This is a genomic window from Bradyrhizobium sp. (assembly GCF_030654605.1).
Classification (GTDB): domain Bacteria; phylum Pseudomonadota; class Alphaproteobacteria; order Rhizobiales; family Xanthobacteraceae; genus Bradyrhizobium.
The window spans coordinates 1-23,435 of the sequence record NZ_JAURXB010000078.1; the positions used below are offsets into that span (position 1 = coordinate 1).

25 protein-coding genes are annotated in these 23,435 nt (G+C 62.3%); 12 read left to right on the forward strand and 13 right to left on the reverse strand.

Going from position 1 to position 23,435, the window contains the following annotated elements:
* Positions 1 to 298 precede the first annotated feature (298 nt).
* Positions 299 to 607 carry a hypothetical protein gene (locus Q7U29_RS08055; protein WP_304740229.1) on the forward strand — a complete coding sequence of 103 codons (309 nt, stop codon included), beginning with the start codon at positions 299 to 301 and terminating at the stop codon, positions 605 to 607.
* A gap of 233 nt (positions 608 to 840) precedes the next feature.
* On the forward strand, positions 841 to 1,113 hold the full coding sequence (locus Q7U29_RS08060; protein WP_304740232.1) for a hypothetical protein: 273 nt from the start codon (positions 841 to 843) through the stop codon (positions 1,111 to 1,113).
* Between the two features lie 166 nt (positions 1,114 to 1,279).
* Here Q7U29_RS08060 and Q7U29_RS08065 read toward each other — a convergent pair whose 3' ends face one another.
* Both Q7U29_RS08065 and Q7U29_RS08070 read right to left on the reverse strand, forming a co-directional pair.
* Positions 1,280 to 2,473: a lytic murein transglycosylase gene (locus Q7U29_RS08065; protein ID WP_304740275.1), complete on the reverse strand. Its 1,194-nt coding sequence runs from the start codon at positions 2,471 to 2,473 to the stop codon at positions 1,280 to 1,282.
* 74 nt (positions 2,474 to 2,547) lie between these two features.
* Positions 2,548 to 3,138 (reverse strand): TIGR00645 family protein, encoded by a 591-nt coding sequence (locus Q7U29_RS08070; protein WP_304740234.1) that lies wholly within the window; start codon positions 3,136 to 3,138, stop codon positions 2,548 to 2,550.
* Positions 3,139 to 3,335: 197 nt separating this feature from the next.
* Here Q7U29_RS08070 and Q7U29_RS08075 point away from each other — a divergent pair, with 197 nt between their 5' ends.
* Both Q7U29_RS08075 and Q7U29_RS08080 read left to right on the forward strand, forming a co-directional pair.
* Positions 3,336 to 3,638, forward strand: coding sequence for a BrnT family toxin (locus Q7U29_RS08075; RefSeq protein WP_304740236.1), 303 nt, complete (start codon positions 3,336 to 3,338; stop codon positions 3,636 to 3,638).
* Entirely contained in the window at positions 3,622 to 3,882 is a 261-nt protein-coding gene (locus Q7U29_RS08080; RefSeq protein ID WP_304740238.1) for a BrnA antitoxin family protein, read from the forward strand. The genes Q7U29_RS08075 and Q7U29_RS08080 overlap by 17 nt, the downstream gene beginning before the upstream one ends.
* 768 nt (positions 3,883 to 4,650) lie before the next feature.
* Here Q7U29_RS08080 and Q7U29_RS08085 read toward each other — a convergent pair.
* The 3 genes from Q7U29_RS08085 to Q7U29_RS08095 form a co-directional block, all read right to left on the reverse strand.
* Positions 4,651 to 6,549, reverse strand: coding sequence for a UvrD-helicase domain-containing protein (locus tag Q7U29_RS08085; RefSeq protein ID WP_304740240.1), 1,899 nt, complete (start codon positions 6,547 to 6,549; stop codon positions 4,651 to 4,653).
* 2 nt (positions 6,550 to 6,551) lie between these two features.
* Positions 6,552 to 8,516, reverse strand: coding sequence for an ATP-dependent endonuclease (locus tag Q7U29_RS08090; protein ID WP_304740242.1), 1,965 nt, complete (start codon positions 8,514 to 8,516; stop codon positions 6,552 to 6,554).
* 108 nt (positions 8,517 to 8,624) lie between these two features.
* Positions 8,625 to 8,771, reverse strand: a complete 147-nt coding sequence (locus tag Q7U29_RS08095) for a hypothetical protein (RefSeq protein WP_304740244.1) — start codon at positions 8,769 to 8,771, stop codon at positions 8,625 to 8,627.
* A 35-nt stretch (positions 8,772 to 8,806) separates the two neighbouring features.
* Between Q7U29_RS08095 and Q7U29_RS08100 the strand changes: the two genes are divergently transcribed.
* Together Q7U29_RS08100 and Q7U29_RS08105 are read left to right on the forward strand one after the other, a co-directional pair.
* Positions 8,807 to 9,088 carry a type II toxin-antitoxin system Phd/YefM family antitoxin gene (locus Q7U29_RS08100; protein ID WP_304740246.1) on the forward strand — a complete coding sequence of 94 codons (282 nt, stop codon included), beginning with the start codon at positions 8,807 to 8,809 and terminating at the stop codon, positions 9,086 to 9,088.
* Positions 9,085 to 9,510, forward strand: a complete 426-nt coding sequence (locus Q7U29_RS08105; RefSeq protein WP_304740248.1) for a type II toxin-antitoxin system VapC family toxin — start codon at positions 9,085 to 9,087, stop codon at positions 9,508 to 9,510. Before Q7U29_RS08100 ends, Q7U29_RS08105 begins: the two co-directional genes overlap by 4 nt.
* 9 nt (positions 9,511 to 9,519) lie before the next feature.
* Here the strand turns inward: Q7U29_RS08105 and ettA are convergent, their stop codons facing one another.
* The gene (gene ettA / locus Q7U29_RS08110; protein WP_304740250.1) at positions 9,520 to 11,169 is read right to left on the reverse strand and encodes an energy-dependent translational throttle protein EttA; all 1,650 of its coding nucleotides are present in this window, start codon (positions 11,167 to 11,169) and stop codon (positions 9,520 to 9,522) included.
* 244 nt (positions 11,170 to 11,413) lie between these two features.
* On the opposite strand from ettA, the gene Q7U29_RS08115 reads away from it, so the two are divergent.
* Together Q7U29_RS08115 and Q7U29_RS08120 are read left to right on the forward strand one after the other, a co-directional pair.
* A complete protein-coding gene (locus tag Q7U29_RS08115; protein WP_304740252.1) occupies positions 11,414 to 11,620 on the forward strand; it encodes a hypothetical protein in 207 nt (68 codons plus the stop codon).
* A gap of 297 nt (positions 11,621 to 11,917) precedes the next feature.
* The gene (locus Q7U29_RS08120; protein WP_304740254.1) at positions 11,918 to 12,877 is read left to right on the forward strand and encodes a D-2-hydroxyacid dehydrogenase family protein; all 960 of its coding nucleotides are present in this window, start codon (positions 11,918 to 11,920) and stop codon (positions 12,875 to 12,877) included.
* Positions 12,878 to 13,037: 160 nt separating this feature from the next.
* Here the strand turns inward: Q7U29_RS08120 and Q7U29_RS08125 are convergent, their stop codons facing one another.
* Positions 13,038 to 14,264, reverse strand: coding sequence for a L,D-transpeptidase family protein (locus tag Q7U29_RS08125; RefSeq protein ID WP_370691717.1), 1,227 nt, complete (start codon positions 14,262 to 14,264; stop codon positions 13,038 to 13,040).
* Between the two features lie 211 nt (positions 14,265 to 14,475).
* On the opposite strand from Q7U29_RS08125, the gene Q7U29_RS08130 reads away from it, so the two are divergent.
* A complete protein-coding gene (locus Q7U29_RS08130) occupies positions 14,476 to 15,411 on the forward strand; it encodes a hypothetical protein (RefSeq protein ID WP_304740257.1) in 936 nt (311 codons plus the stop codon).
* A 10-nt stretch (positions 15,412 to 15,421) separates the two neighbouring features.
* Here the strand turns inward: Q7U29_RS08130 and sseA are convergent, their stop codons facing one another.
* The 3 genes from sseA to Q7U29_RS08145 all read right to left on the reverse strand — a co-directional run bounded on the left by sseA (position 15,422) and on the right by Q7U29_RS08145 (position 18,175).
* Positions 15,422 to 16,282: a 3-mercaptopyruvate sulfurtransferase gene (sseA, locus tag Q7U29_RS08135; RefSeq protein ID WP_304740259.1), complete on the reverse strand. Its 861-nt coding sequence runs from the start codon at positions 16,280 to 16,282 to the stop codon at positions 15,422 to 15,424.
* A gap of 133 nt (positions 16,283 to 16,415) precedes the next feature.
* Entirely contained in the window at positions 16,416 to 16,829 is a 414-nt protein-coding gene (locus Q7U29_RS08140) for a rhodanese-like domain-containing protein (protein ID WP_304740261.1), read from the reverse strand.
* A gap of 170 nt (positions 16,830 to 16,999) precedes the next feature.
* Complete coding sequence (locus Q7U29_RS08145; protein WP_304740263.1) at positions 17,000 to 18,175, reverse strand: VWA domain-containing protein; 1,176 nt, start codon at positions 18,173 to 18,175, stop codon at positions 17,000 to 17,002.
* A 123-nt stretch (positions 18,176 to 18,298) separates the two neighbouring features.
* Between Q7U29_RS08145 and Q7U29_RS08150 the strand changes: the two genes are divergently transcribed.
* The 3 genes from Q7U29_RS08150 to Q7U29_RS08160 all read left to right on the forward strand — a co-directional run bounded on the left by Q7U29_RS08150 (position 18,299) and on the right by Q7U29_RS08160 (position 20,696).
* Positions 18,299 to 18,544, forward strand: a complete 246-nt coding sequence (locus tag Q7U29_RS08150; protein ID WP_304740265.1) for a GlsB/YeaQ/YmgE family stress response membrane protein — start codon at positions 18,299 to 18,301, stop codon at positions 18,542 to 18,544.
* A 100-nt stretch (positions 18,545 to 18,644) separates the two neighbouring features.
* Positions 18,645 to 19,487, forward strand: coding sequence for a MoxR family ATPase (locus Q7U29_RS08155; RefSeq protein WP_304740267.1), 843 nt, complete (start codon positions 18,645 to 18,647; stop codon positions 19,485 to 19,487).
* Positions 19,488 to 20,696 (forward strand): serine hydrolase, encoded by a 1,209-nt coding sequence (locus Q7U29_RS08160; protein ID WP_304740269.1) that lies wholly within the window; start codon positions 19,488 to 19,490, stop codon positions 20,694 to 20,696. It abuts the gene before it with no gap.
* 44 nt (positions 20,697 to 20,740) lie between these two features.
* On the opposite strand, the gene Q7U29_RS08165 is transcribed toward Q7U29_RS08160, so the two are convergent.
* From Q7U29_RS08165 to Q7U29_RS08175, 3 genes are all read right to left on the reverse strand, one after another.
* The gene (locus tag Q7U29_RS08165; protein ID WP_304740271.1) at positions 20,741 to 22,375 is read right to left on the reverse strand and encodes a GMC family oxidoreductase; all 1,635 of its coding nucleotides are present in this window, start codon (positions 22,373 to 22,375) and stop codon (positions 20,741 to 20,743) included.
* Positions 22,376 to 22,400: 25 nt separating this feature from the next.
* Positions 22,401 to 22,994, reverse strand: a complete 594-nt coding sequence (locus Q7U29_RS08170) for a GNAT family N-acetyltransferase (protein WP_304740273.1) — start codon at positions 22,992 to 22,994, stop codon at positions 22,401 to 22,403.
* 121 nt (positions 22,995 to 23,115) lie between these two features.
* The coding region (locus tag Q7U29_RS08175; protein ID WP_304740274.1) for an SMP-30/gluconolactonase/LRE family protein at positions 23,116 to 23,435 on the reverse strand (320 nt) is incomplete at its 5' end.

Sequence of the window (23,435 nt, forward strand, 5' to 3'; positions counted from 1 at the left end):
CCCATCGGTGATGCGTGACCCCACAGATATTGAAGGCCGCCGCGGGATGCAAAAGGAAAAGCCCTCATTTCAAGCAATTCCAAACTGACGCGGGGACAGACTAGAAGCCCTCTAGAAATGGCGGTTGCGATAGATCAAAAGGCGCCACGGCGCCCGCTGGGGCGCCGCAAAAAATGCCACGCCTGCCCGATTCCCCACCAATTAGGATGTCTCCGTTCATTGATCATTCAAGCGAAATGTGGAACTTTCGCGCATGACAGACCTCTCACTGTCCCTGCTCCATGAGAAAGGTGAAGCCATGAGGAAGACATTGATGGCGCTCGCTGCGGTCGCCACCCTGGCTGTTTCAGCCGTGGCCGCGCCGCAAACCGCTGAAGCGCGCAACGGCCGGGTTGCCGCCGGTGTCGCGGCCGGACTGCTCGGCGGCGCCATTGTCGGCGGCGCGATCGCATCGCAGAACGGATATTACGGGCCGGGTTACTATGGCCCGGGATACGGTTATTACGGCGGTCCGGCCTATGTCGCGGAGCCCAGCTGCTTTGTGCAGCGGCAGCGGTTCTGGGACGGTTATGGCTGGCGGGTTCGCAACGTTCAGGTCTGCGACTAGGCCCGTTCATCTTCATTACAAACCCGCGCAGCGTCCCGGAAACACGGTGTTTCCGGGACGTTTGTCGTTAACGGCCCGAAAAAGACCGCTTTTTCCGGCCACTGTCGCCTCAGCGTTTACTTTCGGTTGACCGTTCTGCGCTTTCTATCGAGACGGCCAGTTTCGAATACGGCGCGTCAAGTCACCCTGAACCCGGCGCCGCCGCCAGGCGCCACCTGAGGAGAGTCCTGGAAATGAAGAAGACTTTTGCTGCCTTCGTCGCGGTCGCAACCATCGCGGGTGCGCTTGCCGCGACTCCCGCCAGCGCGCAGCGTGGCGTTGGAGTCGGCATCGCAGCCGGGCTGCTCGGCGGCGCCATCATCGGCGGAGCGATCGCTTCCAGCCGCCCGGCCTACGCGGCCCCTGCCCCGGTATATGTCGACGACTACCCGGCCTGCCGTCTGGTGCGCGAGCGCTTCTGGGACGGTTACGGCTGGCGGGTTCGCCGCGTCGAGGTCTGCGATTGATCTGACCGACCTCAAGACGCTGACGTGATTTTCAAACCCGGCCCATGCGGCCGGGTTTTTTCTTTTGAGGTCGTCATTGCGAGGAGCGCTTGCGACGAAGCAATCCATTCTTTCCTTTCGTTGCCAGATGGATTGCTTCGCTTCGCTCGCAATGACGAATTGGAAACTAGCGCGCCGCGCCGATCGAGCGCAGCACCGCTTCGCTCGGCCAGCAGTCCACCTTGAGCCCGGCGGATTTCTGATAGGCGCCGAGCGCGGCGCGGGTCTTCATGCCCGCCTTGCCGTCCACCTTGTCGCTGTAGAGACCGATGCGCGTGAGGTGACGCTGCATCGCCTCGACCGAGGTGGTGCGCAATTGCGTCGAGGCCGACCAAGGCGTCGCGAACGGGTGCGGGCTCACGATGCGGTCAGCGAGATGGCCGACGAACAGCACGTACAGATCAGAGAAATTATATTCCTTGATGACGAAGTAGTTCTTCGTGGTCAGGAACGCCGGACCGTAAATGCCCTCCGGCTGCAGCAACGACGCCGGCTGCGCCTGCTCCGCCGCGCCGAGCTTCTGCCCGCGCACCGGCACGAAACCTTCGCGCAGCCACTGCCCGATCGGCTTGGTCAATTCGGGCACGCCCATGGTGCAATCCGCATTGGCCGGGGCGCGCACTTCATAGGCCCAGCGCAGGCCGGGCTGCCAGCCCTTGTTGACCAGTTGTTGAGCCGCGGAAGCCAGCGCGTCCGGCACCGAATGCCAGATGTCGCGGCGGCCGTCGCCATCGAGATCGATACCGTGCTTGCCGAGTTCGGACGGCAGGAACTGGGTGAGGCCGGTAGCACCGGCCCAGGACGAGCGCAGATCCCTGCGCGTCACCTCGCCGTCGCCGATCAGCTTCAGCGCCTGGATGAATTCGATGCGATACTGTTCCTTGCGGCGGCCGACATAGGCCTGCGTCGCCAGCACGCGCAATCCGTCATAGGGCAGCCTGTGGCGGCCGTAATCGGTTTCGCGTCCCCAGATCGCCAGCACCACGCTGCCGGGCACCCCGAAGCGCGTTTCGATCGCACCGAGCGTGGCGCGATGCTTTGTCATCAGCCGTTGGCCCTCCGCTGCCAGCCGCGCGATGCTCGCTTCCTTGACATAGTCGGCCGGCACCTGGACGAACTCGGCCTGCGACGGCGCACCGGTGGCGGGACGTCCGGGCAGGATCAGATCGGGCAGCTTGTAATCCGGTTCGAGGCCGCGGGTCTCGGCCTCGAAGGTCGCACGCGAAACGCCGGCGGCCTGCGCTTCCGGCCACAGCGAGGCGATGAACCGGGTGAAGCCTACGTCCGCAGCGCGGACCGGCTGCACCGCGCCCAGTGCCATCGCTGCCGCCACCAGGAGTGCCGAGATCGCGCGGTTTCGCAAAACCAAACTCCTGGCGAACGACATTCCGTCCATCAATGCTTGACGGCGTGTTTCGCTTCTTCAGTGGCGAGATTCGACAGCCGGTCGACATAGGCGATGCCGACCGCCGACAGGATGAAGACGGTGTGAATGATGGTCTGCCACATCACGCCGGTTTCGGTGTAATTGCCCTTGCCCGAGTTCAGCGCCCCGGCCTCGATGAAGGTGCGCAACAGATGGATCGAGGAGATGCCGATGATCGCCATCGCGAGCTTGATCTTGAGCACGCTGGCGTTGACGTGGCTGAGCCATTCCGGCTCGTCGGGATGGCCCTGCAGGTTGAGGCGGGAAACGAACGTCTCGTAGCCGCCAACGATGACCATCACCAAGAGGTTGGAGATCATCACCACGTCGATCAGCCCGAGTACCGCCAGCATGATCTGCTGCTCGCTGAAGTCGAAGGAATGCTGGAACAGGTGCCACAGCTCCTTCAGGAACAGCACGACATAGACGCCCTGCGCCACGATCAGCCCGACATACAGCGGCAGCTGCAGCCAGCGCGAGCCGAAGATCAGCATCGGGATCGGACGCAATGCCGCCCTGATGGCCTTGGGGGGCAGCGGTGTTTCCGGCGTCATGGACATGGGTCGGGGGTCTTTCTGTGGAGGGCTTCAGGATCGGTGAGTCGTGGTGGTTCTAGCACCGGATATATGGCACATTTTCGGATAGATCGGGCTGAGCGGCCATTTGGCGCAGGCTAACGTGAGCGCAGGTCAGGGTGATGTTTCTTTGACCTCATATTGCATCGATGCGTTTTTTGTATATGATGGACATATACACCATGATCAACTTTGACCGGATCGCCGGCTTTGACTGGGACGACGGTAACAGCCGAAAGAGCGCGGACAAACACGGCGTCGGCCAGGCCGAGGCGGAGCAGGTGTTTCTGAACACTCCGCTCCTGCTGCTATATGACCCCGAGCACAGCGCGACTGAACAACGATACCATGCCTACGGAAAGACACATGCAGGGCGGCTTTTGCAGATCGCCTTCACATTGAGGCAGGACGCAACCCTGTTACGGATTATTTCAGTACGTCCGATGAGCGCGAAGGAGCGCACACGCTATGCCGAAGAAACTTAAAAAGGTCCCCAAATTTGCCAACGAATCCCAGGAACGTTCCTTTTGGGAGTCGCATGATACCGCGGACTATTTTGACCTGAGCAAGGCCGTGCGGGTGCGCTTCCCAAACCTGAAGCCATCGACCACAGCCATCTCATTGCGACTGCCCGTGAGCCTGCTGGATCAGATCAAGATCGCCGCCAACAAGCGCGACGTGCCGTATCAGTCGCTGATCAAGATGTGGCTGGCGGAGAAGGTCGGGTAGAGACCTTTCATCCTTGCCCATCGCCTTTGAACCATTCGACATGGCTGTCGTCCCCATCGATGTGCGACCAGCGCGACCGCTCCCGGATTCATATTTCGGCCACCAGATACACGTCCGCGATCTCGCGGCACTGATAGCCCGAGGTTTGCCTGTCGTTTCCCCCTCAACAAGGAGGGAGCAGGGAATGCCGGATGCGCGCTGCACCCGCGGTCTCGTGTGCGAAGTCGTATAAAAAAAGCTGCACACGAGCATACAGGGCAGCGGAGAACATCCGACATTCCCTGCGCAATGGCTCGACGGCTTATGGCGCGCTCACCCCGGAGAATTCATGGCCTTTGTCGCCTCCGTCGCCTCGCGGAAACCGGCACGTCAGCCCGGTCGGGCATGCAGCACCTCCGCAAGACTTGACGCCTACCAGTTTCAGGCATCGGGTCCACACGCTTTTGCCGTACGCTGCAGCACCGCTCGTCAACACGTTCCAGAACCGCTCACGGAGTTTACCCGCCCTGCTGGTCCCATTCCGCGCACGATGCCGCCGCGTCCACCGCAACTCCTGCCCCAACGTTCGGTAACGATGGCCAACGCCCCTTCCAAGAGGACAGGATGGGGTGAGTCATAAGGGTGATTTGGGTTTCGGGAAAAGCGAAATTTTACCCGACGGGTTAATTTGTCGCAGGGGGATGGTGTGTTGCCTCTCGGCATATAAAGCATTAATCGATAATTGCGGGTCCCGGGCTACGAATCTAAGGCTAAGACTCCGGAGAAGGGCTACTTCTTCGCGACCGTTTGAACTCCGGCCTGCTTCAGCAAATCGTACAGTGGCGCAACGCCAGCACGCGATCCACGCAGCGCACAGTATGTGAATACGACGCGCTGCTCGGCGCGAGTGAATGCCACAAAGAAGCCGGCAGTTTCTTCATGTGACTGCTTGCCGAAGTTGAACCAGGCGCCATCGTCCAGTCCAACGAACAGAACGGTGTGATATTCTAAACCTTTGCTCTTATGAACCGTCATAAGCGGCACCGCGTGTAGACCCTCGTAACTATCTAAGGCACCCGTCCAATCCGCTGCATTCTTTGATGAAGCCTCAAGGTGAAACGTGGCGGCTTCGCAAACATGGCGATACCAGTTGCCTTGCCTGTAAGCGGGCGACAAGGCCAAGAGATTACTTTGCCCGACAAAGGACACCACGTCTTCGACGATTCGTTTTGCAGTAGCCTCATCGGTGGGCGGCTTAGGAAACTTCGTAATCAAACCGTCGGCGAACGCTTGAAGAGAGTTTGCCGCTTTCGCGCGACGGTCGTCGTCATCAAACGTCAGCCCCCAGAAATGGCAAATCGTCTCGAAACACACTGTCCAGTATCGCCCAGCCCCGTCTGATGCTGCCAGTCGAAGAATGGCGGTAAGAACGTCTGAAACTGGCTCCGTAAAAAGTTCTTGCAATGCGACCTTACCCACCTGGGCCGCTTCATTGCGAATGCTCAAGCCGTTTTCGACGAAGGCCGGCTCAAGTTTTTTGAGATATTCTGCGGCCTTCATCCTGACGAGGATGGCAAAGTCTCGAGGCTTCAGATCGTACGCCTTCATTTCATCGGCAACAAAAGCCGCAAGGTTTGCCGCTTCCACATCAGCGCTCGGAAAATCCCAAACCTCGCAGCTGTTTCCAACGATCGTACCCTTCGACTTTGATATCGGCTTTTCAGCCGTACCGTCGAGTGCTTTTGCGAAGATTTCTTGTATTCGGACAAGATCCGGTGAGGATCGATAGTTGTTGTGGAGCGGCGTGCGTTTTGCCGAGAAGTCGGCCTCGAAGGGCGCGAACGGATCGTCCATCGCCATGGCCCAGCGCATGATTTGCTGCTTGTTGTCTCCGACAGCGGTGACAATCGTCTGTGAGCCTGCAAATATCGTCTTGGCAAGATCAAATTGAACCTGCGTCGTGTCCTGAAACTCATCCATGAACAGGTGAGAATATGTGAGACGCAGCGCCTCGCGAACCATCGGATTGGTGCGAATGAGTAATTCAGCGAGCCTGCCGATCATGGGGAAGGTGAGGGCGCTATGAGATCCGTTATGCAGCCAGGACTTCCAAAACTCATTAGCGGCCCATTGCTCGATCGTGGGCGTCGTCGGTGGGACTAGCGCGAGCGGAGCTGCAACAAGATGGTCGCGCTCGAAAGTCTTGACGGTTATTCCGATCACGTCCGCCTTTGTACCGACCGACTTTGGCGGGGTAAGCGCCTGAAGGGCGGCCTGTACAATCGTGAACGTCGCGTTTGCGATCTCGTAATTTGGCTTGGGTCGCCATTCCTTTGGTAAAGCTTGACCGAAGCGGTCAAGCAGGCCTTTCGCAAAGGCATCAAATGTCAGAGAATCAAACCGATACGCGAGGTCCGGATGGGTTCTGGCGCGCACGCGCGCGGATATATTGGAGGCGGCATCCCGCTTATAGCTGATTGCGAGTATGCGTTGCGGTGCCGGCGAGATGCCGCATTGAAGAAGGTAGCATGCACGTTGTGCAAGAAGCTCTGTTTTACCCGACCCAGGACCGGCGATGACGGAGCGGTTGTCGGTTGATCGAACAACGTCGAGTGCATTCGCTTCTAAGGCGTCAATGCCGACAGGCTTCCACTGTGTGGGATCTATGCGCCGGAGCAGCATAGCCATCTCTAATCCCGCTTCAAATTGTCGACCACATGTTTGAGCAACTCGCGGTAGGGCTCGGGCATGTCTTTTTTCAAGGTAGCATAGTCGAGATGCGCGAAGGCCCGTAAATGCGTGGCGGGCTTGCTGTGTGTGAGAAAGTGATAGCGATATGCTGCCATCAACTCATCATAACCAGAGTAGTGGGCGGTATACGGCGTCAGGCCTTCGCCACCTTCTCCCAGCACGGCGTTGACTGCCGTCTCCTTCTTTCCGGAAGGCCCTCCGCCTGCGGGAATAACAGCCTCATAAGCTTTTGGATATGCCTTGAGCATCGCCATGTCGAGATCGAGCGGACCAGAAAAATAGAGACTGTAGCTACGGAGAAAGGTGACCCAGCTTGCCAGATCCTCGTCAACGTTCCATGTGTGCATTTTGGCTAAATCGGCTTGGTCACCTCCTTCGATTGCTAAGAGTGTGTCCTTTGGGTGCCCATTCTTAATTAGATTCTCAAGCGCATTTTTGATCCGGCCCCACCCGCCACCTTTTCGACCTACATCCAGATCGAGCAAGGTCGCGTATGGTATCTCAAGCCCCTCGAGAAGCTTCCAGAAGTACTGCACGTGGCGCCCGCCAAGCGGGACAACCGCCACGAAAGAAGGATCGACAAGAAGGCCTTCCGCTTGTGCAAGACACGGGAGAACAACGCGTTCGGAGTCACCTTCGACCAAGACGACAAAGCGGGCAAAGTACAGTTCCGGAAATGCAAGCATCGCGCCGCGCACAAACTTGCCTGCCTCTTCGTCGTCTTTCGGGAGCTGGACTGCTCTGACGCTGGTTTCCCCATCGTCATCGCAACGGCAGTAGCGTACCTCGGCGGGCTCGACCCGACTGAGGACCGCTGGCGCATGGCTGGTTATGAGCGCTTGAGCCGTATCGTCCGCCACGATCGCTCGTATCTGTCGAACGATGCGTGCGAGGTAGTATGGTGATAAATGGTTTTCAGGCTCTTCAATCGCGAAAACGCTCAAGGCCGGAATTCTAAGATCATCGGCGCGGAAGCCTTTTATCTTGTTTGCGACGGCGTCCCGCTCGAGGTCAAAAACCGCTGCCGCAAGAGCGAAATAGAATAGTGATTGCTGGCCATCGCTCAATACATCTAGGCCTCGCTCAATCCCGCCGGGTCCTTGTTCAAAGAGAACTTGCACCTTGGCGACAATTTCTTCAAAGCGCTGGCTGATCAAGGCCAGGCTGGGGTCTTTATCGATGGTCCCATTGTGCAGCTCCGACCATCGCTCGGACAGAGCGTTGCCGATCGCCTCAACGGCCGGCTCGGCTGTAAAAGCAGTCGAAAGCTTCTTGGTTGCTTCCTGAACTGAATCCTTTGTTTTCTTCGACCACTCAATCGCCCGCAGGAGTCGCGCCGCGAGGGCGCCGGCCGACGCCTTGATCTGAGCTTCCGCGTCGCGCGACGCTGGCGTGTAATACACATGGATCAGACCGCGATCGACGCCGGTCACGGGCGTTTTCTGTTCATCTGTAAATTTGTCGTCGAGCGTCGTGATCCAGAACAGATCCTGAGTTACTTCCCCTTCAGCGGTGCCGTCGTCCGTCCATTGCGCTTCTAGCCGCGCGCGGCATACGGGTGTCGCCTTCGGTTTCTTGATTTGCATGTGTCTAAATACGGGGGCGATTGTTTTCGATGTCGCCGTGCCTTTTGCGAGCTCAGGCAGCGCAATGATCATTTCAATCGAAAGGCCGCGCGTGCTGCGGTCGTCGGGTGCGACATCCTTTGGGAGGTGAAAGTCGGAGCGCTGAATAGTTCTCTGCGCGCGCGTGACTCCAAACACCTTGCAAAGGGCATGCAGGAGGGTCGTCTTGCCTGAGGCGTTGGGTCCAACGACTGTCGTGAGCCCCTCGGCCAACACGATGGTTTCGCCATCGGGCCCAAAAGAGCGGAAACCAGAAATTGTCAAAGATTCAATGTGCAATATGTTACCCGCGTTCGTTGCATAATCCAAACTAGCAAATATTGATTGTATTGGACAGGCAATGCGTCGCGCCAAGGGCAGGCACAGCTCGCGTAGAGCGGGTTCACTTTAACCCGCCGATCCATCGAGATGGCGGATTAAAGCGAAATCCGCCCTACGGCCCTTGAAGTTGAACGACGAGCAATAGCCGCGCGAATTGACCTCGCGCTTGCCGAGCAGAATGAGCTCGTTGCCGCCGGAGATTTCCTCCCACACGCTCTTCTTGCCGCGCTTGCAAATTCCGAAAAAATATGGCCATATATGGCCATATTCGGGAGGCGGCTATGTCCACCTATTCCATTGCTCAAGCAAAGGACCAGCTCTCGAAGCTGGTCGATCAAGCCCTGGACGGCCAGCAGGTCACCATCACGCGACATGGCAAACCGGTCGTCGAGTTGCGGCCGGCCGCGCCGGCTGGCCGACCCGTTACCGCGGCGGATATCGAGTGGCTTCGGCAATGCCGTGAAAGTCTGCCATCCTTCGATGGCGATACCGTCGCCGAAATTCGCGCGATGCGAGACGATTTCGAGTGAGCCATTACCTCGACACCAGCGTGGTGGTCGCGCTGCTGCTGCAGGACGCACACTCATCCAGAACAGACACCTGGCTGATCCGGGAAAAACCAACGATTCTGGCCAGCGATTTTTGCGCCGTCGAGTTCGCGGCTGTGGTCTCGCGTCGGGTCAGAATGAATCGACTGACGGCCGAGACCGCAAATCTTGCATTCCGCCGATTTGACGAGTGGCTGTCCCGCAACGTCCAGATCGTGCGCTGTGCGCCCGAACACATGGCCGCGGCCGGCCAGATTGTCCGAGACTTCACCTCAAAGCTCAGCGCGCCCGACGCCATTCACCTTGCGATAACGCGCCACAGCGGCGCGACGCTCGCAACATTCGATGACCGTCTGGCAGAGGCGGCCCGCTGGCACGCCGTGCCCGTCATGATTCCCGACTAAGGCTACGGCTTAGCGCGTCAGCTTCTTGTGCTTCAGCCGATGCGGGATGATGGAATCCTGACCCAGCCTTCGCATCTTGTCCTTTTCGTAGTCCTGGAAATTACCTTCGAACCATTCGACATGCGCGTCGTCCTCGAACGCCAGCATGTGGGTGGCGATGCGGTCGAGGAACCAGCGGTCATGGCTGATGATCACGGCGCAGCCGGCGAAATCCTCCAGCGCCTCTTCCAGCGCGCGCAGCGTATCGACGTCGAGATCGTTGGTGGGTTCGTCGAGCAGCAGCACGTTGGCGCCGGACTTCAGCATCTTGGCCAGATGCACGCGGTTGCGTTCGCCGCCTGACAAGGAGCCGACCTTCTTCTGCTGGTCGGCGCCCTTGAAGTTGAACGACGAGCAATAGCCGCGCGAATTGACCTCGCGCTTGCCGAGCAGAATGAGTTCGTTGCCGCCGGAAATTTCCTCCCACACGCTCTTCTTGCCGTCGAGACTGTCGCGGGACTGGTCGACATAGCCGAGATGCACGCTCTCGCCGATCGTGATGGTGCCCTTGTCCGGCTTTTCCTGGCCGGTGATCATCCGGAACAGCGTGGTCTTGCCGGCGCCGTTGGGGCCGATCACGCCGACGATGCCGCCGGGCGGCAGCTTGAAGGTGAGGTTGTCGATCAAAAGCTTGTCGCCGAACCCCTTGGTCAGGCCCTCGAAATCGACCACGTTCTGGCCGAGGCGCTCGGCCACCGGAATGGTGATCTGCGCGGTCTGGGTCTGCTTCTCGCCGGCCTGCTTCAGCAGGTCCTCGTAGCGCTGGTAGCGCGCCTTGGACTTGGCTTGCCGGGCTTTCGGCGAGGCCGCGATCCATTCCTTTTCGCGCTCCAGGGTGCGCTGATGCGCGGCGTCCTCGCGGCCTTCCTGGGCCAGGCGCTTCTGCTTCTGCGACAGCCAGGCGGTGTAGTTACCCTCGTAGGGAATGCCCTTGCCGCGGTCGAGTTCGAGAATCCAGGACGTGACGTTGTCGAGGAAGTAGCGGTCATGGGTGACGATCAGGATGGCGCCGGGATAGTTGCGCAAGTGGCCTTCCAGCCACGACACCGACTCGGCGTCGAGATGGTTGGTCGGCTCGTCCAGCAGCAGCAGATCGGGCTGGTCGAGCAGCAGCTTGCACAGGGCGACGCGGCGGCGCTCGCCGCCGGAGAGCTTTGTGACATCGGATTCGTCGGGCGGGCAGCGCAGCGCGTCCATCGCCTGGTCGACCTTGCTGTCGAGATCCCAGAGGCCGGCGGCCTCGATCTCGTCCTGCAGCCTGGTCATCTCGTCGGCGGTTTCCTCGGAATAGTTCATCGCCAGTTCGTTGTAGCGATCGAGGATCGCCTTCTGCTTGGCGACGCCCAGCATGACGTTCTCGCGCACCGTCTTGTCGGCGTCGAGCTGCGGTTCCTGTTCGAGGTAGCCGACCCGCGCGCCGTCGGCGACCCAGGCCTCGCCGGTGTATTCCTTGTCGAGGCCGGCCATGATCCGCAGCAGCGTCGATTTGCCGGAGCCGTTGACGCCGAGCACGCCGATCTTGGCGTCGGGGTAGAACGACAGATGGACGTTATCCAGCACCTTGCGGGTCGGGTAGGTCTTCGACAGACCCTGCATGAAATAGACGAACTGACGGGCCATCGCGATCCCTTGAAACCGTGGATTTGGAAACCGTGGATTTTACGGAAATTTGCTGCCGCTGATGTAGCGGGACAGGCCCCAAAGGGCAACCGCGGGCGACCGCGTTTTCTTCCCGTTCACCAGTATCATTACGGTTAGGTGCAATTGAAACCTTCTTTTAATGACTCCGGCCCGAAACTGGCCGCCAGCGCCACAAAAAGCGCTCCGCGCGACAGAAGTCGCCCGGCAAAAAGGCAGGTCCGTCATGGCAACGATCACGTCCGAACAGCTCTCCTCCCCGGCGAACCACCGCGACGGACGCAGCAATCCACTCGCCGAAATCCGCGATTTTTGCCGCCAGTTCCTCGCCCGGGCATTCGATTCGTACCGGCCGGAACTGCATTACATGCGCGGCCCCGGCCCGGCCTGCCGCGCCAAGCAGACCGCATCGTCGCAGCGCTACGGCGGCTGACCCTGGCGCCTGCTGCCCATGCTTCGAGATGCTCGCCCTGCGGTGCAAGTGCACCGCAAGGCTCGCTCCTCAGCATGAGGTTGTGTGTGTTTCAGCAAGTCAAACCTCATCCTGAGGAGGCCACCAACGGGTCGCGCGAATGCGCGCCCGATGACAGGCTCCGTGGCCGTCTCGAAGGATGGGCAGCGATACTTTGATGCCACGGGTGCTTGCGCGCTCGCCGATTGCGCGCGACCATGGCGCTTCCCCGACGGCGGCGTTTCCGCCCCGTCATCATCGCCATGAACGGACCTTTCCATGACGCGGCTGCGCTGTGCAATTCTCGATGACTATCTCAACGTGGCCTTGACGGTGGCGGACTGGTCTGGAGTTTCCGATCGCGTCGACGTCACCGTGTTCGACCAGCCCTTCGCTTCCCAGCAGGCCGCCGCGGACGCGCTGAAGGATTTCGAGATCATCTGCGCGATGCGCGAGCGCACGCCGTTTCCGCGCGCGTTGTTCGCGGCCCTGCCGAGGCTGAAACTGTTCATCACCTCGGGCATGCGCAATGCCGCGCTCGATCTGGAGGCGGCGAAAGACCAGGGTATCGTGCTGTGCGGGACGCAATTTTCCCGTGATCCAACCGCGCCGCTGACGATGGGCCTGATCCTGGAACTGACCCGCAATATCGGCCGCGAGAACGCGCGCATGCATGCCGGCGAGCCCTTGCAGAAATTCGCCGGGATCGAGATCGAGGGCAAGACGCTCGGCGTGGTCGGCCTCGGCAAGCTGGGCGCCAAGGTGTCAGGGCTGGCACAGGCCTTCGGCATGAACGTGATCGCCTGGAGCCCGAACCTGACGCCGGAGCGATGCAAGGAAGTCGGGGTCGGTTACGCCAGCAAGGAGGAATTGTTCGCCACCGCCGATATCATCACCGTCCATGTGGTGCTGAGCCAGCGCTCGCGTGGACTGGTGGGCGCGGCGGATCTCGCCCGGATGAAGCCGACCAGCTACATCGTCAACACCGCGCGCGGTCCGATCATCGACGAAGATGCCTTGCTGCAAACCCTGCAGCAGAAAAAGATCGCCGGCGCCGCGATCGACGTGTTCTCGGTCGAGCCGCTGCCGGTCGACCATCCGTTCCGCAAGCTCGACAACCTCGTGCTGACGCCGCATCTCGGCTACGTCACCGAAGAGAGTTTTCGCAACCACTACAGCCAGATGGTCGACGGCATCGACGCCTGGTTCAAGGGCGAGCCGGCGCGGAGACTGGCCTGAGCACGTGTGACTCTATCCGCCGTCATTGCGAGGAGCACTTGCGACGAAGCAATCCATGCCACAGCACAAAGAAAGCTGGATTGCTTCGCTTCGCTCGCAATGACGAATAAAAAAGGCCCGCTCAAGCGGGCCTTTTCGCGTTGGTATTTACGGGCGAAGCCTACCTCACCGTCACCGGGGCGGGCAGCGGCGGCACCACGGTGGGCTGCTGGCCGGGCACCGGAGCGTTGTACGCCTGCGCGGGAGCCGGGCCCGGCAGCGGCTGGGCCGAAGCGGTGGCGGTCGAGGCCGGCGGCGCGCCGCCGGGAAGCACGACCACGCGGGTGCCGACCTTGACCCGGTCGAACAGGTCCGAGACGTCCTCGTTCAGCATGCCGATGCAGCCCGAGGAGACGAACTTGCCGATGGTGGAAGGCTGGTTGGTGCCGTGGATACGAAACACGGTGGAGCCGAGATACATGGCGCGCGCGCCCATCGGATTGCCGGGGCCACCGGCCATGAAGCGCGGCAGATAGGGCTGACGTTCGATCATCTCGGCAGGCGGGTGCCAATCCGGCCATTCGGCCTTGCGCGACACCTTCTGCACCCCGTTCCAGGTGAAGCCGTCGCGGCCGACGCGGACGCCATAGCGGATCGCGCGCCCGTTCCCCAGGATGTAATAGAGGTGGGTGTTGGGGGTATCGACAACCAGCGTTCCCGCCGGTTCCTTGGTGACGTAGGCCACTTCCTGCTTGCGCAGGTGCGGCGGCAATTGTGCCGGACCGACTTCGGGCTGTTCCTCGGGGGGCAGCGCCGACAAGACCAGCGGACGGCCATCGGCCCCCGCCGGCGCGCCAGGCTGCACCGTTCCGGTAACGCCTTGTGGATTAACGCCTTGGGGATTAAGGCCTTGCGGCTCGCCGCCGACGGCTCCCGGCGGGCGCAGCGCGCGCGGATCATCATAGCTGCGATCCGAATAGGTCTGTTGCGGCGGACCGGCGGGGCGGTCCGAATAGATCACCGGCGGCGGTCCATCGGGGCGGCCGTAGCGTGGATCCGATGGCGACAGGATCGGGCCGGGGGCGCGGTCGGAGTAGACCGGCCGGCTGTCCGGCCGGCCATAGCGCGGGTCGGCCGGCGAAAGCACCGGACCGGGGGGCGACAGGGCGGTGGAACTCTGCGCGTTCGGCGCCTCGTCATCGTCATCCAGCGCGTCGAAATCCGGCGCGCCGGGGGCGCGGCGTTCATCGACAATATAGCCGCCGGGCGGATAGGGCGCCGGCGATGCCGAATACAGGGGACCGGAGGGCTGCGAATAGCCTTGCGCCAGGGCAAACGAAACCCCAAGCGAGGTTCCCGCTGCACCCGCCGCCAAGGCAGCACAAATCGTCAGAATGCGTTTGATCATCATCGCTCTTGTATAGACCCCAAGCCGACACCGGACCGTTAATGGCAGATGGCCGAAGATAGCGGCGCATTCAAGACAAAACCGCAAAATCAGGCCCGATTCCAGCATATTGTGATGGACCGGGCGGCGTGGCAGCGATGCCGCACCCCGCAAGAAAACGGGGGCGGCGGGGTCCCTCGCCGCCGAATTGGTGCAAACGTCGGGGAAGCGGTTGCGCTATCCTGAAATCAGCCTGATTCGCTGCGCGCCGGCGGCGGCCCGCGTCGCGAAGCCGGTCAAGTGTGTGTGGTCACCGCGTTCCCGCCGCGTTCCCTTGGGTTCAAAGGCCTTCCCAGATCAGCTGCGAAGGCGGAAATCGCGTTCCATGCTTCCCGGCTTTCGTTTTGTGCTCGCCGCGATCGTGCTGTCGATGTCGGTCCTGGTGTTCGGGCTCGGCGCGGCGGCCCTGCTGCGCGCCGCCCACGAGGAATTTGCCAGCACCCCGGCATGGCGCGTGGCGCCAGAGCCGAAATTTGCCCGGCAGAACGAACCGGCAAGGGAAGCTTTGGGCGAAGAGCCCATGCCCGTGCTGGCGATATTGCGCGTCGAACCGGAGCCGGCGCAGCCGGCGGCCACGGACAGTATTCCCGCGGCCGCTGCGCCAGCCGAGCCACCGGCCATCGCCCCGATGCCGGATCAGCCCGAGAGGATCGCCGCGCTGGAGCCGCAGGACAAAACCCCGCCGGAGGCCGCGAAGCCTGACATCTCGGCCCCGGAAATGTCGGGGCAAAGCGAGGCGCCGGCCGTCGACAGCCCCGCCCCCGTCCCGGCTGAGGAAACCAGGATCGCGACGGCGGAGCAGGTCTTGCCGTCCGCTAGCGAAGCCGGCGCGCCCGCACCTCAACAATCGGTCGCACCGCCCGCCGCCGACACCGATATCGTCGCCACCAGGATCGCCACCCTGGGCGGTCCGCCCGTTGCCATCGAGGCGCCGCCGCCGGCGAAGGCCGCCGGCGCCAAGCCCAATCCTGATGCAGCCAGGAAACGGCAGCAGGCGCGGCGCGCCAAGGAGCGACGCAGGATCGCGCTGCGGGCGCGACAGGCCGCGGCTCAGCAACAGGCCGCCGATCCGTTCGCGCAGCCGACGATCACCACGCGTAGCCGCTAAGCTTTTGGGATCACGCAGGACCGGTCGCAATCGGCGGTCCGTCGGGCAGGCCCCATTCGGCCCACGAGCCGTCATACAGCGCTGACCCGCGCACGCCGAGCCGGTACAGCGCCAACGTCAGCACCAGCGCGGAGACGCCGGAGCCGCAGCTGGTCACGATCGGTTTTGTGAGGTCGACGCCGGCCCCGGTAAAGGCCTTGCGCAAATCCTCGAGCGGCTTCATCGCGCCGGTGCCGGCATCGAACAACTCGTTGTAGGGCACGTTGCGGCTATCGGGGATATGGCCGGAGCGGCGGCCCGGCCACACCTCGGCGACCGTTCCCTCGAAGCGCGGCTTCGCGCGCGCATCGATCACCTGCTCGGCCTTTGTCGTCAGGTTCTCCACCAGTTGCTGCTGGCTGCGGACATAGCCTGGATCGAGCTTGGCCTGGAATTTCCCCGGCTTCGGCGTGACCTTGCCGGAATGCGTCGGGCGGCCCTCGCGCAGCCATTTCTTCAGGCCGCCGTCCAGCACCTTCACATTGGGATGGCCGAACGACAGGAACATCCACCATGCCCGCGGGGCTGCGGTCCAGCCGCCGGAATCATAGGCCACCACGGTATCGTCGGAAGAAATGCCGAGCGCCGCGACGTCGCGCGCGAACTGCGCGGCATCGGGATACATATGCGGCCGCGGGTCATCGGGCGCGGCAATGGCGTTGACGTCAAAGAACACCGCGCCCGGAATATGCCCGCCGAGATAATCTTCCGACGGCAACGGCAGCACGCCGGGCAGTTTTGACGAAGCGTCGATGATCCTGACCTGGGGATCGTCGAGCCTGGCGGCGAGCCAGTCGGTGGTCACCAGCGGATCGTCGGTGGATGATGTCATGGTGTCCAATCCTTTGAACAGTCGTCATGGCCGGGCTTGTCCCGGCCATCCACGTCCTACTTCGTATGCCGCAAAGACGTGGATGCCCGGGACAGGCCCGGGCATGACGCGCAGCAGGTAACGGTCACTCCGCTCAAGCCTTCTTCTTCGGTTCGAATTTCTCCACCGGACCGCCGGCGTCGCGCCAGGCGGCGAAACCGCCGGCTACATGGGCGACCGGCTTCAGTCCCATATCCTGCGCGGTCTTGGCCGCCAGCGCCGAGCGCAGGCCGCCGGCGCAATGAAAGATGAATTTCTTGTCTTCCTGGAACTTCGGCTTGGCGTAGGGGCTCGCCGGGTCGATCCAGAATTCGAGCATGCCGCGGGTGCAGGAGAACGCCCCCGGAATTCTGCCGTCGCGCTCGATCTCGCGGGGATCGCGGATATCGACGATCACGACGCCGTCATCCTGCGCGGCCTGGATGGCCTCGGCGGCGCTCAAGGTCTCGATCTCGGCATTGGCTGCGTCCATCAAGGCCTTGATGCCGGTGTGGATGGTCTGGGGCATTGAACTTCCCTCGTTGTGTAAGCCGCCCCCCACTCACGTATCCCGGACGCGGTGCAGCGTTCCAGACGATGCACCGCAGAGCCTGGACCCATAGGGCGGCCAATTTAATGGGCCCCGGCTCTGCGGCGCAGCGCTTGGGCGCTGCGCCGCGTCCGGGGCACGTAATCCCGCTACCGCACCAGTTCCTTCATCGCACCTTCGAGGCCTTCGATCGTGATCGGGTACATGCGTTCCGAGAACAGCCGGCGGATGATGGTGGTGGATTCCGAATAGTCCCAGTGCTTCTGCGCCACCGGATTGAGCCACACCGCATGCGGATAGGTGCGGGTGATGCGCTCCAGCCAGACCGAACCGGCCTCCTCGTTGACGTGCTCGACCGAGCCGCCGGGGACCATGACTTCGTAGGGGCTCATCGAGGCGTCGCCGACGAACACCACCTTGTAGTCGTGCGGATATTTATGCAGCACGTCCCAGGTCGGCGTGCGGTCGGTGAAGCGGCGCTTGTTCTGCTTCCAGACGCCCTCATAGAGGCAGTTGTGGAAGTAGAAATATTCCATGTGCTTGAATTCGCTCTTCGCCGCCGAGAACAACTCCTCGACCTGCTCGATATGCGAATCCATGGACCCGCCGATGTCGAAGAAGACCAAAACCTTGACCGCATTGCGCCGCTCGGGGCGCATATGGACGTCGAGATAGCCGTGGTTGGCGGTCTCCCGGATCGTGGTGTCGAGGTCGAGTTCGTCGGGGGCGCCGGTGCGGGCGAATTTGCGCAACCGTCGCAGCGCGATCTTGATGTTGCGGATGCCGAGCTCGACATTGCCGTCGAGATCCCTGAACTCGCGCTTGTCCCACACCTTGACGGCGCGGTTGTTGCGGTTCTTGTCCTGTCCGATCCGCACGCCCTCGGGATTGTAGCCATGAGCGCCGAACGGCGAGGTGCCGGCGGTGCCGATCCATTTGTTGCCGCCCTGATGCCGGCCCTGCTGTTCCTTCAGGCGCTGGCGCAGCGTCTCCATGAGCTTGTCCCAGCCCATCGCCTCGATCTGCTTCTTCTCTTCCTCGGTGAGGTATTTCTCGGCGAGCTTCTTCAGCCATTCGGCGGGAATGTCCGCCTTCTCCATGGCGTCGAGCAGGCTCTCCAGCCCCTTGAACACGGAGCCGAACACCCGATCGAACTTGTCGAGGTTGCGCTCGTCCTTCACCAGCGTCGCGCGCGACAGGTAATAGAAGTTTTCCACCGTCTGCCCCGCGAGGTCGGCGTCGAGCGCCTCCATCAGCGTCAGATACTCGCGCAAGGTGACCGGGACCTGGGCGTCGCGCAGCGATGTGAAGAATTGCAGAAACATGAGGTACAGATTGCCCGCCGGGCGGTGGACGTCAAGGGGCTTCCCTGCATGGATGAGGTCTGGACCTGCCGGGTTTTTCAACTAGAATTGACCCGTAAGGGATTTTTCAATGGGGTATAATCCATGGGTATTTTAGCGGCAATTGTGATCGGCGCGATCGCCGGCTGGCTCGCCGGCCTGATCGTTCGCGGCGCCGGTTTCGGGCTGATCGGCAACATCGTGATAGGCATCATCGGCGCGCTGGTGGCGAGCTGGATCCTGCCGCAACTGGGCGTCAGCCTCGGCGTCGGTTGGGTCCGCGATATAGTCAACGCCACCATCGGCGCGGTCATCGTTCTCGTCATCCTCGCCCTGGTCAAACGCGCCTGACCAGCCCCTGTCATCCGATAGCGACCGCCGATGATCCGGCGGTCGTTTCCTGTATAGCGGCGCCCGTGCGCTCAAGAACAAACGACAAGGCAACGACTCAATGAAATTTACCGGCACCAAGGACTACGTCGCCACCGACGACCTCAAGATCGCCGTCAACGCCTCGATCGTGCTGGAGCGCCCGCTGCTGATCAAGGGCGAGCCCGGCACCGGCAAGACCGTGCTGGCCGAGGAAGTCGCCAAGGCACTCGGGGCGCCGCTCCTGACCTGGCACATCAAGTCCACCACCAAGGCGCAGCAGGGCCTCTACGAATACGACGCGGTGTCGCGGCTGCGCGACAGCCAGCTCGGCGATTCCAAGGTTTCCGACATCGCCAACTACATCAAGCGCGGCAAATTGTGGGAGGCCTTCACGCACGAGAAACGCCCGGTGCTCTTGATCGACGAAATCGACAAGGCCGACATCGAATTCCCCAACGATCTGCTGCTCGAGCTCGATCGCATGGAATTCTTCGTCTACGAGACCGGCGAGAACATCAAGGCGACGCTGCGCCCGATCGTGATGATCACCTCGAACAACGAGAAGGAACTGCCGGACGCGTTCCTGCGCCGCTGCTTCTTCCACTACATCAAGTTCCCCGACGCCGACACCATGCAGCGGATCGTCGACGTGCATTTCCCCGGTATCAAGAAGCGCCTGGTGGAAGAAGCCCTGCGGATCTTCTTCGAGGTGCGCGAAGTGCCCGGCCTGAAGAAGAAGCCGTCGACCTCGGAGCTGCTGGACTGGCTGAAGCTGCTGCTCAACGAGGACATGACGCCGGAAATGCTGCGGGAGCGCGACCCGCGCAAGCTGATCCCGCCGCTGCACGGCGCGCTGCTCAAGAACGAGCAGGACGTGCATTTGTTCGAGCGGCTGGCGTTTCTGAGCCGGCGCGAAGTGTAAATGGGGAAGCCTGCCCTGGCCGGCACGGCGAGCGCCCGTATCTCATCGGAGCGTGCAGCCCTCGACACCAGCCTGCGCGGCGCGGTCGAGCGCAAGGACGTGCCGGGCGTGGTCGCGCTGGTCACGAATCGCGAACGCGTGCTGTATCAGAGCGCCTTCGGCGTGGCGGATGTAGCTACCGGGCGCCCGCTCACATCAGATGCGCTGTTTCGCATCGCCTCGATGACCAAGCCGGTCACGTCGGTGGCGTTGATGCAGCTGGTCGAGCAGGGCCGTCTCGGCCTCGACGATGCGGCCGAAAAATACCTGCCCGAGCTCGCCGGACTGAAAGTCTTCGAATCGTTCGACCCGGCCACCGGCGCCTACCAGCTCCGCCCGGCATCGCGACCGGCGACCGTCAGGCACTTCCTGACGCATACGTCCGGCCTGGCCTATCCGTTCACCAGCGAGACCTGGCGCGATTTCAAGCCGCGTGCCGGCGAAACCTATCCGTTCGGCGGACCGCTGCTGTTCGATCCGGGCGAGCGCTGGCACTACAGCACCTCGACCGATGTCGTCGGCAAACTGGTCGAGGTGGTATCCGGCGAGTTTCTCGAGGATTACTTCCGCCAGCACATCCTCGCCCCGCTCGGGATGAATGACACCTCCTACAACGTGCCCGAAGCCAAGGGCCCGCGTTTGGTGGCGCAACAATGGCGCAGCGGCGAGCGGATGGACGGCGCCGTCGAACTGCAAAAGCCGCAGCTCGGGCTCACCATCGCATCGCCGATCGGCGGCGGCGGCCTCGCCTCCACCGCCGGGGACTACGGTCGCTTCATGCGCATGCTGCTCAATGGCGGCGCGCTCGATGGGGCGCGGGTGCTCGAGGCCGGGACGGTGGCGCTGATGGGCCAGAACCACATCGGCGCGGTCACGGTCCCCGCGCACAAGAGCGCGCTGCCGCGCAGCGCCGACTTCACCTTCATCGCTGACGGACGCGACAAATGGGGGCTCGGCTTCCTGATCACGGCCGACCAGGTACCCGGCAAGCGCTCGCCCGGCAGCCTGAGCTGGGCCGGCATCAACAACACGTACTTCTGGATCGACCCCATCAGCGGCATCGCCGGCGTGATCATGATGCAGTATCTGCCGTTCGCCGACGCCAAGGCACTGGCTACCTACGACGCGTTCGAGCGCGGCGCCTATCAACTGGTGAAGGCCGAGCGGTAGAAATCATCTTGCAATGCCTGGCCGGCTTGATGCCGGCCGGACATTTATCCCAGCACCACCGCCTCCGGCGCGGCCTTGCCGCGGATCATGTCCGACGCCTTGTCGGCGATCATCAGGGTCGAGGCGTTGAGGTTGGCCGAGATCATGCGCGGCATGATCGAGGCATCGACCACGCGCAGGCCCTGCAGCCCGTGGACGCGCAGCTGGTCGTCGACCACGGCCCATTTGGCGTCGGCGGGTCCCATCCGGCAGGTGCAGCCGGGATGGAAGGTGGTGGTGCCGCGCTCGGTCGCGGCCGCGAGGAATTCGTCGTCGCTCTGCACGTTGGGGCCGGGATAGTCCTCATAGGCGTAATACGGCGCCAGCGGCGCCGATGACAACAGCCGTCGCGCCAGCTTCATGCCGGCGACCACGGTGCGGCGGTCGAGCTCCTCGACCAGGTAGTTGGTCTGGATGATCGGCGGCGCGAACGGGTCGGCCGAGCGGGCGCGGACATAGCCGCGGCTTTCCGGCCGCTGCTGCCACGAGGCTACCGTCATGCCGGGCTCGTCCTCGAGCTGGCCCTGCACGCCTTCCTTGTAGCTCGCCGGCGTGAAGGTCAGCTGCAGGTCGGAGCTTTCGGTGCTCTCGCCGGAATGCCAGAAGCAGTAGACCATGGTCGGCGACAGCGACAGCAGGCCGCGCCGCGTCGTCGCCCATTTCAGCGCCTCCACCCACAGGCTGAGGCCGCGCCTGAGTTCGTTGATGGTCTTGATGTTCTTGACGCGGGCGACCGAACGCGGTGCGTAATGGTCCTGCAATCCTTCGCCGACGCCGGTGAGAGCGTGGCGCACTTCGATGCCGAGCGAGCCCAGCAGCTCCGGCGAGCCGACGCCGGACAATTGCAGCAGTTGCGGCGAGTTGTAGGTGCCGCCGGAAAGGATGACTTCCTTGTTGGCCCGCACTTCCACCGGTGTGCCGTTCTTGCCGCCCCTGATGTAACGCACGCCGACGGCGCGCTTGCCCTCGAATATGATGTTGGTGGCATGCGCATGGGTGCGCACGTGAACGTTGGGCCGTTTCATCGCCGGACGCAGGAACGCGGTCGCCGCGCTGACGCGCAGCCCGTCCTTGATGGTGCGCTGGGCGTAGGAGACGCCTTCCTGGATGCCGCCGTTGTAATCGGGGTTCTTGGGAATGCCGAGGCTCACCGCACCGGCCATGAAGGCCTCGCAGAGCGGATCGCGCCAGTCCATGGTGGTGACGGTGAGCGCGCCGTCGCGGCCGCGGAACGTATCCTCGCCCTCCCCGACCCGCCGCTCCAGCCGCTTGAAATAGGGCAGCACGTCCGGATAGCCCCAGCCGCGATTGCCGAGCTGCGCCCAGGTATCGAAATCCTGGCGCTGGCCGCGGTTGTAGATGTGGCCGTTGATCGAGGAGGAGCCGCCGAGCGTCTTGCCGCGCGGCGCGTAGATGCTGCGGCCGCCGGTCCAGGGCCCCACCTCCTGCTGGTAGGCCCAGTTGATGCTCTTCATGTGGAAGGTCTTGATGAAACCCGCCGGCAGATGGATGTAGGGATGCCAGTCGCTGGGTCCGGCCTCCAGCACGCAGATGCTGGTGCCGGCGTCTTCGCTCAGCCGGTTGGCGAGCACACTGCCCGCGGAGCCCGCGCCGATAATCACGTAATCGAACGTTTCCATCGTATTTTTTCCGGCGCGGATAAAGCTACCGCGCCTTTTCGTTGAGTTGATAGGTGAGGTGCACCTTCGCCGTCGGCCATTCGCTGGCGATGATGCTGTAGACCACGGTGTCGCGCAACGTGCCGTTTGGCGCGACCTGATGATTGCGCAGGATGCCGTCCTGCTTGGCGCCGAGACGTTCGATGCCGCGCCGGCTCTGGTGGTTGAAAAAATGCGTGCGGAACTCTACCGCAATGCAATCGAGCTTCTCGAAGGCGTGGCCGAGCAGCAGCAATTTGCACTGGGTATTGAGCGCGCTGCGCTGCACGCGCTTGGCATACCAGGTCGAGCCGATTTCGACCCGGCGGTTGGCGGCGTCGACATTCATATAGGTCGACATGCCCGCGATCTTGCCGTCGGCATCGAACACGGTGAAGGGCAGCATCGCGCCCGACGCCTGCAGACCGAGCCGGCGATCGATCTCCTTGCGCATGTCCTCGGCCCTGGGAATGAAGGTGTACCAGAGCTTCCACAGCTCGCCGTCCTTCACCGCCTCGGTCAGCCCGTCGAGGTGATCGTGCGACAACGGTTTCAGCTGCGCATGCGCGCCGCTGAGGGTGACCGGTTCAAGCCAGGGCATTTTGTCTTCACTCCGTCCTCTAAGCCGTCATTGCTCTCTATACCGTCATTGCGAGCCAACGGGGCGCGCATTCGCGCGACCCGGTGGCTCGCAATGACGTTGATAGAGAACGCTTCCACTATCATTTATTCAAGAAATTCAGCGCCAAACCCGGCCGCGCCCAGTCCATCGCGATCAACTCGCCCTTGCCGGACAGCGTGATATAGGCGGTCTTGAGGTCGGGGCCGCCGAAGGCGATGTTGGTGGTGACGCGATCGCCGGTCGGGACCTGCTCGACCAGGGTGCCATCCGGCGCGATCACCGAGATGCAGCCCGAGACCAACGTAGCGACGCAGACATTGCCTGACGCCTCGACGGCCAGCGAGTCGAACATCTGGTAGCCCCCGAGACCGCAGATCGGCTTGCCGCGCTCGCCGCGATAGATCACGTCGCGCGGCTTCA